At 73.0% G+C, this 12,878-nt stretch carries 8 protein-coding genes; 3 read left to right on the top strand and 5 right to left on the bottom strand.

Going from position 1 to position 12,878, the window contains the following annotated elements; genetic code table 11:
* Nucleotides 1-123: 123 nt before the first annotated feature.
* On the bottom strand, nucleotides 124-867 hold the full coding sequence (locus OHA34_RS08850; RefSeq protein WP_285940588.1) for a FadR/GntR family transcriptional regulator: 744 nt from the start codon (nucleotides 865-867) through the stop codon (nucleotides 124-126).
* A gap of 131 nt (nucleotides 868-998) precedes the next feature.
* Between OHA34_RS08850 and OHA34_RS08855 the strand changes: the two genes are divergently transcribed.
* From OHA34_RS08855 to OHA34_RS08865, 3 genes are all read left to right on the top strand, one after another.
* Nucleotides 999-1,895 carry a proline iminopeptidase-family hydrolase gene (locus tag OHA34_RS08855; RefSeq protein ID WP_329521304.1) on the top strand — a complete coding sequence of 299 codons (897 nt, stop codon included), beginning with the start codon at nucleotides 999-1,001 and terminating at the stop codon, nucleotides 1,893-1,895.
* Nucleotides 1,896-2,002: 107 nt separating this feature from the next.
* On the top strand, nucleotides 2,003-3,454 hold the full coding sequence (locus OHA34_RS08860) for an APC family permease (protein WP_329521305.1): 1,452 nt from the start codon (nucleotides 2,003-2,005) through the stop codon (nucleotides 3,452-3,454).
* On the top strand, nucleotides 3,454-4,362 hold the full coding sequence (locus OHA34_RS08865) for an acetamidase/formamidase family protein (RefSeq protein WP_285940594.1): 909 nt from the start codon (nucleotides 3,454-3,456) through the stop codon (nucleotides 4,360-4,362). The genes OHA34_RS08860 and OHA34_RS08865 overlap by 1 nt, the downstream gene beginning before the upstream one ends.
* A 75-nt stretch (nucleotides 4,363-4,437) precedes the next feature.
* On the opposite strand, the gene OHA34_RS08870 is transcribed toward OHA34_RS08865, so the two are convergent.
* The 4 genes from OHA34_RS08870 to OHA34_RS08885 form a co-directional block, all read right to left on the bottom strand.
* Complete coding sequence (locus OHA34_RS08870; RefSeq protein ID WP_329521306.1) at nucleotides 4,438-7,647, bottom strand: family 78 glycoside hydrolase catalytic domain; 3,210 nt, start codon at nucleotides 7,645-7,647, stop codon at nucleotides 4,438-4,440.
* An 11-nt stretch (nucleotides 7,648-7,658) separates the two neighbouring features.
* Complete coding sequence (locus tag OHA34_RS08875; protein WP_285940598.1) at nucleotides 7,659-7,817, bottom strand: hypothetical protein; 159 nt, start codon at nucleotides 7,815-7,817, stop codon at nucleotides 7,659-7,661.
* 65 nt (nucleotides 7,818-7,882) lie between these two features.
* Nucleotides 7,883-10,729 (bottom strand): alpha-L-rhamnosidase, encoded by a 2,847-nt coding sequence (locus OHA34_RS08880; protein ID WP_329521307.1) that lies wholly within the window; start codon nucleotides 10,727-10,729, stop codon nucleotides 7,883-7,885.
* A 3-nt stretch (nucleotides 10,730-10,732) separates the two neighbouring features.
* Nucleotides 10,733-12,829: a family 43 glycosylhydrolase gene (locus OHA34_RS08885; protein WP_285940602.1), complete on the bottom strand. Its 2,097-nt coding sequence runs from the start codon at nucleotides 12,827-12,829 to the stop codon at nucleotides 10,733-10,735.
* Nucleotides 12,830-12,878 lie beyond the last annotated feature (49 nt).

Here is a 12,878-nt window from a genome sequence, read left to right on the forward strand (position 1 = left end):
ACATCGCTTCGCGATCTGGCCGGTGAGGCTCGCCTTCGGCATCGCCTCACCGGCCAGGTAGCGCGCTCGCGCGACGGCTGAGGCGCTTACCGGACCGCCCGCGGCGCGGGATGTCAAGGGCGTTCAGAGGGCGGGGCGTTCGGGCTCGGGGCGGCCGACGCGGTCGGCGAGCCGCCGCACCGCGACCTCGGTGATCGCGAAGTGCCGCTCGGCGATGCGCGCCGCCGCGTCGCCGTCGCCCGCCGTGATCGCGTCGGCGAGCGCGTGGTGGTGCGGCCGGGCCTCCTCGTAGATCGCCCAGGTGTAGGGCTCGGCGGACACCCCGAGGCTGACCTCCGAGAGCAGCCGCTCGTGCAGCCGGACCAGCCGGGGATTGCCGGTGGCGCGGGCCACCGCCTGGTGCAGCGCGACGTCGAACTCGCGGGCCTCGGCGGGGGTCGCCGCGCCGTCGAAGCCCGCCAGCGCCCGCCGGACGGCGTCGCGGTCGGCGCCGGTGGCGCGCTCGGCCGCGGTCCGGGCGATCATGGCCTCGACCAGGCGGCGGTAGTCGAAGAGCTGCTCGAACTCCTCCCACCGGTCGAGCAGGGCGCCGCGGACGGCGCTCTCGCTGACCTCGCCCCACTCGGCCCGGACGAACGCGCCGCCGCCCCGGCCGCGCCGGGTCTCGACCAGCCCCGATCCGGCCAGCAGCCGCAGCGCCGCCCGGACGCTCTCGCGGCTCACCTGGAGCAGGGTCGCGAGGTCGCGCTCGCTCGGCAGCCGGTCGCCGAGGGTGAACTCGCCGAGCGCGATCGCGGTGGCCAGCCGGTGCGCGACCTGCTCGCCGGTGCGCGCCGGGCGCAGCGGCCCGAGCGGGTCGTGGACCACCGTGCCACCCCCTCCCCACCGTCCGGTTCCACCTTGGGGAACACTAACGTTACATAAAGGTCTGGGATTCAGACCTTTTACCGCATATCCTCGCATCGCAGCACGTTCCCCCAGCTCAGAAGGAGATCAGCGTGACCGGACCGGCCGTCGTCGAGGGGTTCGCCGAGTTCCGCGGCCACCGGACCTGGTACCGCGTGACCGGGCCGCCCGCCTCGGGAAGGGCGCCGCTCGTGGTGCTGCACGGGGGTCCCGGCTGCACGCACGACTACGTCCTGTCGTTCGCGGAGCTGGCCGCCCTGACCGGCCGCCAGGTGATCCACTACGACCAGCTCGGCAATGGGCGCTCCACCCACCTGCGGGACCGGGGCGCCGACTTCTGGACGGTCGAGCTGTTCCTCGCCGAGCTGGACAACCTGCTCGTCCACCTCGGCGTCGACGGCGGGTACCATCTGCTGGGACAGTCCTGGGGCGGCATGCTCGGCGCCGAGCACGCGGTGCGGCGCCCGGCGGGCCTGCGGTCGCTGGTGATCGCCGACTCGCCCGCCTCGATGCCACTGTGGCTCGCCGCGGCGGCGGGGCTCCGGCTGGGGCTGCCGGCCGAGGTCGAGGCCACGCTGCGCGAGCACGAGGCCGGCGGCACCACCGGCTCGGCCGAGTACGCCACCGCCATGCGGGTCTTCTACGACCGGCACGTGTGCCGGATCCCCTGGCCGGACGAGGTGGCCCGCACCTTCGCGGCGATCGACGACGATCCGACCGTCTACCACACGATGAACGGGCCGAGCGAGTTCCACGTGGTCGGCACGCTGCGGAACTGGTCGATCATCGACCGGCTGAGCCGGATCGCGGTGCCGACGCTGCTGATCTCCGGCCGGTACGACGAGGCGACGCCCGCGGCGGTCCAGCCGTACGCCGACCGGATCCCCGACGTCCGCTGGCAGGTCTTCGAGGAGTCCAGCCACATGCCGCACGTCGAGGAGAAGGACGCCTGCCTCGCGGCGGTCGCCGGGTTCCTCGGCGACCGCTGACCGATCGCCGGCCGGTCACCGGCCTCTGGATCACGGCGGCGCACCAGCGCCGATGTGCCGCCGCCCGCCCCCTGAACACCCGCACACCCCGAAAGGCGCCCGCGCAGATGACCACCGCCAGCCCCCGGCCGGGCACACCCGAGCCCGGATCCTCCGACCCGACCGCGCCGGGCGCGGGCGCGGCCCCCGCCGGCAGCGGCGAGGGCACGCTGAGCTCGTTCGGCTACGCCCAGGAGCTCAAGCGCTCGCTCAGCCTCGCCGACCTGGTGATCTACGGCCTGGTGTTCATGGTGCCGATCGCGCCGTTCACCATCTTCGGCGTCGTGTTCAACGGCTCCAAGGGCATGGTCGCCCTCACCTACCTCATCGGCCTGGTCGCAATGCTGTTCACCGCGCTCAGCTACCGGGAGATGTCCCGCGCGTTCCCGATCGCCGGATCGGTGTACGCCTACGCGGGCCGCGGCATCAACCCCAAGGTCGGCTTCCTGGCCGGCTGGGCGATCCTGCTGGACTACCTGCTCATCCCGACCCTGCTGTACGTGATGAGCGCGGCGGCGCTGACCTCACTGGTCCCGGCCGTCCCGCAGTGGGCCTGGGTCATCGTGTTCGTGCTGGTCAACACGGTGATCAACTTCACCGGGATCGAGTCCACCGCGCGGCTCAACCGGATCTTCCTGTGCGGTGAGCTGGTGGTGCTGGCGCTGTTCGTCGGCTTCGGCCTGGCCGCCGTGGTCAACGGGGAGAACGGCGCGCACTTCTCCCTGGACCCGCTGCTCAAGCCCGAGGTGCTCACCCCCGGCCTGATCTTCGGGGCGCTGTCCATCGCGGTGCTGAGCTTCCTCGGCTTCGACGGCATCTCCACCCTGTCGGAGGAGGTCCGCGACGGCGACCGCAAGCTGGTCGGCCGCGGCACCCTGATCGCGCTGTGCGTGGTCGCCGCGCTGTTCGTCGTGCAGACCTACGTCGCCGCGCTGCTGGTGCCCGGCCGCGAGTCGTTCGCCGACGGGGACGCCACCAACTCGGCGTTCTACGACATCGCCGAGATCGCCGGCGGGCACTGGCTGAAGATCACCGTCGCGGTCGCCGCCGCGCTGGCCACCGGCATCGCCAACTCCCTGGTCGCGCAGGCCGCCACCTCGCGGCTGCTGTTCAGCATGGCCCGCGACCGCAAGCTGCCGAGGTTCCTGGCGCACGTGCACCCGACCCGCAAGACGCCCGAGCGGGCCATCCTGTTCGTGGCGGCGATCTCGCTGGTGCTCGGGCTGTTCTTCACCGGACAGATCGACCTGCTGTCGTCGCTGGTCAACTTCGGCGCGCTGTTCTCCTTCCTGATGCTGCACGTGGCGGTGTTCGTGCACTTCAAGCTGCGGAACCGGAGCACCAGGTGGCACCTGCACATACTGGCGCCGGCGCTCGGCTTCGTGATCATCGGCTCGGTGCTGGTGAACGCCGACGACCGGGCCAAGATCGGCGGACTGATCTGGCTCGCCGTCGGGGCCGTGGTACTGCTGGTGTTCACCCGCACCGGCCGTGGCAGCGACCTGAAGTTGGAGGACTGATGCACTTCCGCCGCACCAGCGCGCACAACGCCTGGGACAACGCGATCCCGCCCCTGGCCGTCCTGGCGCCCGGCGAGGAGATCACCCTGGAGACGGCGGAGTCGAGCGGCGGCCAGCTCGGCCGCGACTCGGTGACCGCCGAGGTCGCCGACCTCGACTTCGGCCGGGTCAACCCGGTCACCGGCCCGTTCCGGATCGAGGGCGCCGAGCCCGGCGACGCGCTGGTCATCGACGTGCTCGAGGTCGAGGTGGGCGACTGGGGCTGGACGGCCTGCATCCCGGGGTTCGGCCTGCTCGCCGACCAGTTCCCCGACCCGCACCTGCGGATCTCCACGATCGGCGCGGACGGGGCCGAGCTGCTGCCCGGCCTGCCCGTCCCGGTCGTCCCGATGATCGGCACGATCGGGACGGCGCCGCCGGAGCCGGGTGAGCACTCGATCGTCCCGCCGCGCCGCTGGGGCGGCAACCTCGACGTCCGGCACATCGGCCCCGGCGCCCGGCTGATCCTGCCGGTCGGGGTGGAGGGCGCCCTGCTGTCGGTCGGCGACGCGCACGCCGCGATGGGCGACGGCGAGGTCTGCGGCACCGGCGTCGAGACCGACGCCGCCGTCCGGCTCCGGGTCGGCCTGCACCGCGGCGGCGCGCCCCGGACGCCCGTCGTGCACACCGATCCGCGCTCCCAGCGCACCGGCGCCGCGCTCGCCACCACCGGGATCGGCCCGGACCTGATGGAGGCCACCCGGGACGCGGCCCGGCGCCTGATCGACGAGGTGGTGGCGCGCACCGGGATGCATCCGGTCGACGCCTACCTGCTGGCGAGCGTCGCCGCCGACCTCAAGATCTCCGAAGTCGTCGACGCCCCCAACTGGGTCGTCTCGGCCCATCTGGAGTTCGCCCTGCTCTCCTGAGCGCCCTCCGGCGAGGCGGAGCCCCCGGGAGAACGGCCCCGGCCCCCGGGAAACGGCGCCGGGACGGGGACGGGGTCATGCGGACGCTCCTTCGAAGGTCCAGTCGCCAGAGCCGATCTCGAAGACCCCGCGCCCGTCCTGGACGCCGGTCCAGCGGGCGTCGCCGGGGGCCTTCGGCCGTCCGGTGCCACCGAGCAGGGGGACCTCGACGCGGGCGGTCGCGCCGGGCGGGACGGTGACGTCCAGGCGCAGCCGCTTGCCGGTGCGGCGCCAGGACGCGGCGGCCCGGCCGCGCGGGGTCTCGTAGGCCGCCGCCGCGCGGGTGATGTCGCCGACCACGGCGGGCCGGACGAGCAGGTGCCGGTAGCCGACTGAGTCGTCGGCCTGCCCGAGCCCGGCGAGCCCGTTGTGGAACCACTCGTCGATGGCGCCGAGCATGAAGTGGTTCTGCGAGTTGCCGGAGGTGGGGCCGTCCCAGTTCTCGGTCAGCGAGGTGGCGCCGTGCGCGACCTGGTAGCCGTAGCTCGGGTTGCCGGTCTGCGTCGCGACCGCGTGGATGACGTCGTCGCGTCCGGCCGCCGACAGCACCCGGAACACCGACGGGAGCGCGATCTCCCCGACGGTGAGGTGGTAGCCCTTGGCGGTGACGCTCGCGACGAGGTGGCCGAGCACCGCCGCGCGCCGGTCGTCCGGGACGACGCCCATGTCGAGCGCGAGGGCGTCGCACGCCTGGCTGCCCGAGGCGTAGGTGTCGCCCTTGAGGTAGGCGGCGTTGAACGCCGCTCCGATCCTCTTGGCCAGCGCGGTGTAGCGCTCGGCGTCGGCGGTCTTGCCGATGACCCCGGCGATCCCGGCGAGGGCGGACGCGGCGCGGTGGTAGCCGAAGGTGGCGGTCACGCCGGTGGGGGTGCTCGGGTCGAAGGTGATCCAGTCGCCCAGGCCGTAGTCGAGCAGGTCCCCCTTCGCCTTGCCCGACAGGTAGTCCAGGTAGCGCGTCATGTTGGGGTAGTAGGTGCGCAGCGTCGCCACGTCGCCGTAGGCGCGGTACATCTGCCAGGGCGCGAAGACGATCGCGTTGCCCCAGTTGGGGTCGTCGCGGAAGCCGCCGGAGAACACCGTGAACTCGGGCGCGATGTCGGGGACCAGGCCGCTGGAGGTCTGGGCCTCGGCGATGTCGCGGACGAGCCCGCCGTAGTAGGCGGCGACGTCGTAGTTGCGGGCGACGGCGGGGAAGACCAGGTTGGTCTGCTCCAGCCAGCCGAGCTTCTCCCGGTGCGGGCAGTCGGTGAGGACCGAGTACATGTTGCTCTGCACGGCCCGGTCGATGATCTTGTGGATGTCGTTGAGGAGGGCGTGCGAGCTGGTGAAGGCGCCGGCGGGCGCGTTGGCCGCGCGGAGCACCATCCCGGTGACGGTGCCGGCGTCCGGGGCGGACGGGAGCCCTTCCAGCTGGAGGTAGCGGAACCCGTGGTAGGTGAAGCGGGGGTGCCAGGTCTCGGTGCCCTTGCCCGACAGGGTGTAGGTGTCCCAGATCGGGCTGCCGGTGGTGTGCTGGCCGACGGTGCCGTCGTCGTTCAGCAGTTCCCCGGGCCGCATGGTCACCGTGGTGCCGGCCGGGCCTTCGACCCGCAGCCGGGGCCAGCCGGCGAAGTTGGTGCCGAGGTCGACGACGTACACGCCGTCCCTCGGCTTGGTGATCTTCTTGGTGCGCAGCGTCTCGACCTGCTCGATCGGCGGCGCCATCCGGGCGGCGAGCCGGGCGGTGGGCGCGTCGCGGCGCACCGCCGTCCGCCAGTCCTTCGGGACGCGCCGGGCGTCGTGGTCCTCGCCGCCGTACCAGCTGCTGAACGTGGTGGCGCCGAGCGCGGTCCGCCAGGTGGTGTCGGCGGCGACCACGGTCCGGCGGCCGTCGGTGAAGGTGATCTCCAGCTGGCCGATGAACGCGGGCGCCCCGTCCGAGCGGACGAGCTTCTGGTAGCGGCCCGGCGTGGACGGCACGTTGGCCATGCCGTTGCCGAGCTCCGCGCGCACCTCGTTGCCGCCGCTGCGCAGCAGGCGGGTGACGTCGTAGGTGGAGTAGACGAGGCGTTCCTTGTGGGCGGTGTTGGGCGGTTCCAGCACCGCGCCGCTCACCGCCCGCCCGTTGACGGTGATGTCGAGGACGCCGAGGGCGGTGGCGTACAGGCGGGCCTCGCGCACCCGGCTGGACACCGTGAAGTCCTTGGCGAAAACGGGCAGGGCCTCGGGCTGCCGGTGCATCGGCGGGGGCGCCGGCTGCCCCTTGACCTCCTTGGCGGTGTCGAACGCCTTGCCGTCGTCCGAGGTCCGGACGGTGAAGTCCGCCGGGACGTTCGGCGTCCTGCCGTCGTCGGTCATCGCGTCGGTGCGCGGGTAGAGCAGGACGCGGTCGAAGCGGCGCGGTTCGCCCAGGTCGAGCTGGATCCAGATCGGCTCGGCCAGGTCCTGCTGGTGGCGTTCCATGCTGGTGTAGCCGAACGGGGCGGTGTCGGTGGTCAGGGAGCCGTCGGTGAGCGCCTCGGGCTCCCACTGGCCCGCGGCGGTGTAGCTCTCGGACGCGGTGACCGGCGCGTGCAGCGCGAGGTCGGTGCCGGGCGCGGCGCCGTCCAGCACCTGGATCGCGGCGAGCTGGAGCCGGGACACCTTGTCGGGCCAGCCCTCCTTGATGGGCAGCCCGAGCCGGGTCACGTCGAGGCGGACGTGCCGGGCGGTGCGGGCGGTGAACTCGACCGTCACCGGGACGGGCACCGGGTCGGTCCAGGCGGGGTTCCCGATCCACTGGGCCGTCCAGTCGCCGGGCTTCAGGAGCCCCATCTCCCAGTGCGACGGCTCGCTCCACTGCGAGGCCCGGCCCTGGGCGTCCCAGACCCGCACCTGCCAGGAGACGCGCTCGCGGGAGCGCAGGGCCCGGCCGCCGTAGACGGCCTCCACCGCCGCGCCGGCGACCTTGCCGGAGTCCCAGAGGTCGGGCCGCGCGAGCGCCCGGTCGCCGCTCGCGGCGCGGACCTGGTAGGCCGTCTGCGTCTGGTTGCGCGGCCCGGGGGCGAACCGCCAGCTCAGCGTGGGCTCGGGGTCGTCGATGCCGAGGGGGGAGCGCAGGTGGTCGACCTGGAGGTCGGCCGGACGGAGCGAGGCCGCCCGCTCGGCCGCCGCCGCCGGCGCGGCGGTGGCGGTGAAGGCGGCGGTGGCGCCGCCGGCCGCGGTGACGGCCGCCGCCGCGACGCCGCCGGCCTGCACGAATCTTCTTCTGGACAGCTCGTCGGACATGCCGATGCTCCTCAACGGTGGGTGGAACGGAAGGTGAGGCGGCCGGACCCGGCCTCGTAGACCGCGTGGCCGTCGCGCATCCCGGTGAAGCGGACGCTCGGCGAGCAGGACCCCTGGCCGTGCGGCCGGGGCCTGCTCGCCGTCGCCTGCGGAGCGGATCCCCCGATCACGTGCTCAGTCGCAGCGGATCAGGGCCTCACCTCACGTTTCCTCTGAGCGCGGGGGCGCATCGCCGTCAGGGCGCCGGGGCGGTGAACGCCGAGGTCCCCGAGCGGACCTCGAAGACGGCCGTCCCGTTCTCGGTGCGGTCGGGCTTGCGACCCCCCGGCCCGGTGGCACCGGCCGGGAGGCGCACCGTGGCGGTCGTGCGGCGGGGCACCTTCACCGTGAGCCGGAGGGTGGAGCCGGTCACCCGCCACGCGCTCGACAGCTCGCCGTACCCGGTCCGCAGCGAGCCCTGCGCGCTGGTGAGGCCGCCGCCGGGCAGCGGCCTGATGACGCTGTGCCGGTAGCCGGGCCGGGCCTCGTCGGGGTTGATCCCGGCGATGGTGCGGTACATCCAGTCGCCCACCGCGCCGAGGGCGTGGTGGTTGAAGGAGCTGCGCTGGTACACCCCGTCGGGTTGCAGGGAGTCCCAGCGCTCCCAGAGCGTGGTGCCGCCCTGGCGCAGCATGTACAGCCAGCCGGGGTAGGAGTCGTTCAGCAGCACCTTGTAGGCGACGTCGAGGTGGCCGGCCTCGGTGAGCACGTCCAGCAGGTAGGGCGTGGCGAGGTAGCCGGTGGACAGGTGGAACCCGGCCGCCGTCACCTTGGCCACGAGCCGTTCGGCGGCCTTCTCGCGCAGCGCGTCCGGCATCAGCCCGAACTGGAGGGCCAGCACGTAGACCGCCTGGGTGTCGCCGCGCACGGTGCCGTCGGCGGAGACGTACGCCGCGATGAAGGCATCCTTGATCTTGTCGAGCAGCGCGTCGTACCGGGCCGCGTCCGCGGTCTGGCCGAGCACCCGGGCGATCTTGGCGAGCAGCCGGACCGAATGGGCGAAGTAGGCGGTGTTGACCACCTCCTTGGGCGAGGTGTCCACGGCCAGCCAGTCGCCGTAGGCGGTCGGGGGACGGAGCAGGCCGGTGGAGTCGGTCTGGAGGAAGGCCACCCACTTGGCCATCGCCGCGTAGTTCTCGGTGAGGACCCGCCGGTCGGCGTACCGCTCGTACAGCGTCCACGGCACGAAGATGATCGCGTCGCCCCAGCCGGACACGCCCGCGCCGCCGTTGGCGCCGTCGTAGACGCGCGGCGCGATGCTCGGCACCGAGCCGTCCTCCTGCTGGGCCTCCCGCAGCGAGGTGACCCAGCTTCGCAGGTAGGCGTCGACGTCGGCGTTGTAGGCGGCGGTCGGGGCGAAGCCGAGCACGTCGCCCGCCCAGCCGAGCCGCTCGTCGCGCTGCGGGCAGTCGGTCGGCAGCACGGTGAAGTTGGACCGCTGCCCGGCGAACAGCGCCGTCTGGAGCGCGTTGAGGTCGGCGTTGGACGTGCTGAACGCGCCGGTCACCGGCGTGTCGGCGCTGAGCTGCTCGGCGACGAAGTCGTCCACGGTCGGGGTGCCGGGGTAGCCGGTCACCTCGACGTAGCGGAACCCGTGGCTGGTGAAGCGGGGAACGTACCGTTCGGGACGGCGGGCACCGGCCAGCGTGACGATGTCGCGCTGGTCGGCGCCGCGCAGGTTGGCGAAGTAGGTGGTGCCGTCCGCGTTCAGCCACTCGGCGTGCTTGAGCTGGACCCTGGTGCCGGCCGGGCCGGTGGCCGTCATCCGCACCCGGCCGGCGAAGTTGCGCCCGAAATCGATCCGGTGCACGCCGCCGGGGAGCGCGGTCACCGACCTGGCCTTGACGGTGCCGATCACGCGCACCGGCGCGTGGTCGAGCTCGTACAGCCGCGGGGACAGGTCGGAGCGGACCTTCACCGGCCCGGTGACCGGCAGGGCGGCGCGCCGCGCGTCGTACTCCTCGCCGTCGTACAGGGTGGCCCGCGTCAGAGGACCGTGGCCCGCCTTCCAGTCGCTGCCGGTGACGATCCGGTCGGTGGACCCGTCCCGGTAGTGGACGACCAGCTCGGCGAGGAAGGCCATCGAGTCGGCGAAGCGGTGCTGGCCCCCCATCAGGATGCTCGCGTAGTAGCCCTCCGCGACCGTGGCGCCGATCTCGTTGGCGCCGGAGCGGATCAGCCTGGTGACGTCGTGGGTCTGGTACGGGACCTTGTGCGCGAAGTCCACCCAGCCGGGCGATAGCTCCTCGTCGCCCACCTTGCTCCCGTTCAGCCGCGCCTCGTAGGTCCCGAGCGCCGACACGTGCAGCACCGCGGACCTGACCGGCTTGCGCGCGCGGAAGCCGCGGCGGAACTCGACCGGCGTGCGCGGGATGCGGACGTTGGTCTTCCACGGGCTGATCCCGTAGGCGCCGAGCACCTTGACCTTGGGCCACGCCGAATCGTCGAAGCCGGGGGCCTCCCAGCCGTCCGGGGCGTCGGCGGCCGACCGCCATTCGGCGCCGGTGTCGACCCCCTGGACGGCGCCGCCGTCCGCCCCCCTGACCTCCACCCGCGCGATCACGGCCGCCGAGCTGCCGCTGTTCACCCCGCGCACGGCGAGCACGTTCCGGCCCGCCTTCACCTTGCCGGTGAGGTCCACGAGCTGCCCGACCTGCCAGGCGAAGGTGTTGCGGGCCTGCATCGCGCGGGTGCTCCCGAGCAGCTCGCCGTTGAGGTACACGTCCACCGCGTCGTCGCCGCTGAACAGCAGCGTGCCCCCGGACGCGCCGTCCGGCGCCGTGAAGCCGCCCCGGAAGGCGCGCTCGACCTTGCCGGGGGCGGACGCGTCGGCCGCGTGCCAGATCCAGGACGCGCCGTCCAGGGACGGCTCGACGACCGGATGCGAGATCCACGACGCGCCCGACCAGTCGGCGGCGGGGGCCGTCTCGGCGGCGGCCGTGCCGGCCAGGGGCGCGCCCCAGGAGACGGCTGCGACCGCACCCGCCGCCGTGCCCGCTTGGAGGACGCCCCTGCGGGTGAATCCGGCCTTGTTGTCGCTCACGCGTCAGTTCCTTTCGACGGTGGTGAAGAACTTCAGGTCACGGGCGGGTTCGGCGGTGAACGTCGCGCCGCCGTCGGTGCTGACGGCCGCCGTCCCGCCCCGGTAGGGGTCGCCGTCGCTGTAGGCGAGGCCGTAGCAGCCCTTGGCCGTCGTCGCCGAGCCGATCCGGACCGTGTAGGGCCGGCCGCGCTCGACCTTGACGCGCGGGTGGACGGTCAGGTTGCGCGGCGCCCAGCCGACGCCGGTGGCCGCCACCGAGCCCGACCACAGCGTGGTGGCCCCGTCGGTGATCTCGATGGTCAGCGGCTCGTCCGGCGGGGTGCGCTGGACGCGTCCCTCCTCGGTGCCGTCCTTGAACGCGGTCACGGCGAGCGAGGTGAGGCGGCCGGAGCGGCCCGCGGTGAACCGCTGCTCCCGCCGGACGTTGCCCGCGATGTCGCAGCCGGTACGGAACCCGGCCGCGCCGCTGCCCTGGTCCAGGCCCCGGACCGGGCGCTGCCGCCCCGCGTGCCCGGGATCGAGGTGGACGCGGGTGTTGGAGCAGGTGAGCTTCTCGATCGAGCCGTCGGCGGCGAACGTCAGCGGCTGCCAGTAGAAGTTGGCCCGCGCCTCGTTGGTGTGGAAGTTCCACAAGTCGCTGAAGTACAGGTAGGTCGGGTCGCCGCGGCGCTGCCGTAGGGTGGCGACCTGGGCGGGCTGGCCGCCGCAGGAGTCGTCGCTGATCTTGACGCCCGGGGTCGGGACGATCCACTTGGACAGGTCGCCGGAGAAGTCGTCGGCGAGCAGCTCCCGGCCGTCCGCCGAGGTGACCCGCACGTTGTCGAACCTGGCCGACTCCAGCGCCGCCCCGTTCCACTCGCGGACGCCGACCTTGCCGGCCGGGTACGTGGCGTCGGTGTAGCTGTCCACCTGCACGCCGTCGATGGACGTCGTGAGGGTGGAGCCGGCGGCGGTGACCGACACGTGGTGCCACTCCCCCGCCACGACCGGCTTGTCGAGCGTGACGACGTGGCTCGCGGTGGTGGACCCGGCGCGGCGCAGGACGCTCAGCTTGCCGTTGCCCGTCCCCGAGCCGCTCAGCAGGAACAGGTAGCCGTGGTCGTCGCGGTTCATCCGGACCGAGAAGCCCGCCTGCGCGGCCGTCCCCGACGAGGCCGGGAGCGGGGCGACGTCGAAGGAGTAGGTGTAGTCGGTCCAGTCGTCGCCCTGCTGCGACAGGCCGTAGAGACCGCCCTTGGCGACCAGCGCGCCGTCCTCGACGGTCCAGGCGTCGCGGCCGTGCCACGGGCCGAGCGGGCTCTTGGCGGTGAGGTAGGAGGTGCCGGTCGCGACGCAGTAGCCGCAGTTCGGGTCCGACATCGTCAGGTAGTAGGTGCCGTTCCGTTTGAACAGCGACGGCGCCTCGACCCGTGTCACCCCGGTCACCGCGTACGGCCCGGCCACGCGCAGGTAGTCGGGGGTGAGCTTGATGACCGCGATGTGCCATCCGGCGTTGCTGCACGCCAGGTAGCCGGTGCCGTCGTCGTCGATGAACACGTCGAGGTCGGCGGTGCAGGGCGTGGCGGACGGGAGGTCGGGCACCGGCTTCTCGGTGAACGGGCCGGTGGGCCGGTCGGCGGTGTAGACGCGGAACCTGTCCGCCGCCTCCTGGTCGTTCACCCACATGACGTACTTGCCGGTCGCCTTGTTGTGGACGGTGTGCGGCCGGAAGCAGAACTTGCAGTCGCGGGGCTTGGCCGCGTACCCGCGGTCGGTCCAGTGCGCCAGGTCGGGCGAGGAGTAGACCTTGAACCCGCAGAAGGTGTTGTTGACCTGCCACTGGTAGCCGCAGTCGTAGCTGGTCCCGTACAGGTAGTAGGTGTCGCCGAAGCGCTGGATCGCGCCGTCGTGCGCGTCCACCGCGTTGCCGTCGGTGTCGTAGCGGGTGACCTGGTTCCCGCCCGCGTCGAAGTTGGCGAGCTCAGTGGTGGTCCCCGCCGGCCGCGGCGCCGCCGCCCGAGCGGGCGGCGGCGCGAGCGAGAGCAGGGCGGTGATCAGGGCCATCGCCGTGAAGAGCGCGGTGGCCGGGGTGATTTTGCGTATGCCGAAGACACACGTCACGCGGACGCTCCTGGTAGGTAAGTCCCCCGACTTCCTGAAATTCGGTCGT

The organism is Spirillospora sp. NBC_01491 (genome assembly GCF_036227065.1).
Classification (GTDB): domain Bacteria; phylum Actinomycetota; class Actinomycetes; order Streptosporangiales; family Streptosporangiaceae; genus Spirillospora; species Spirillospora xylanilytica.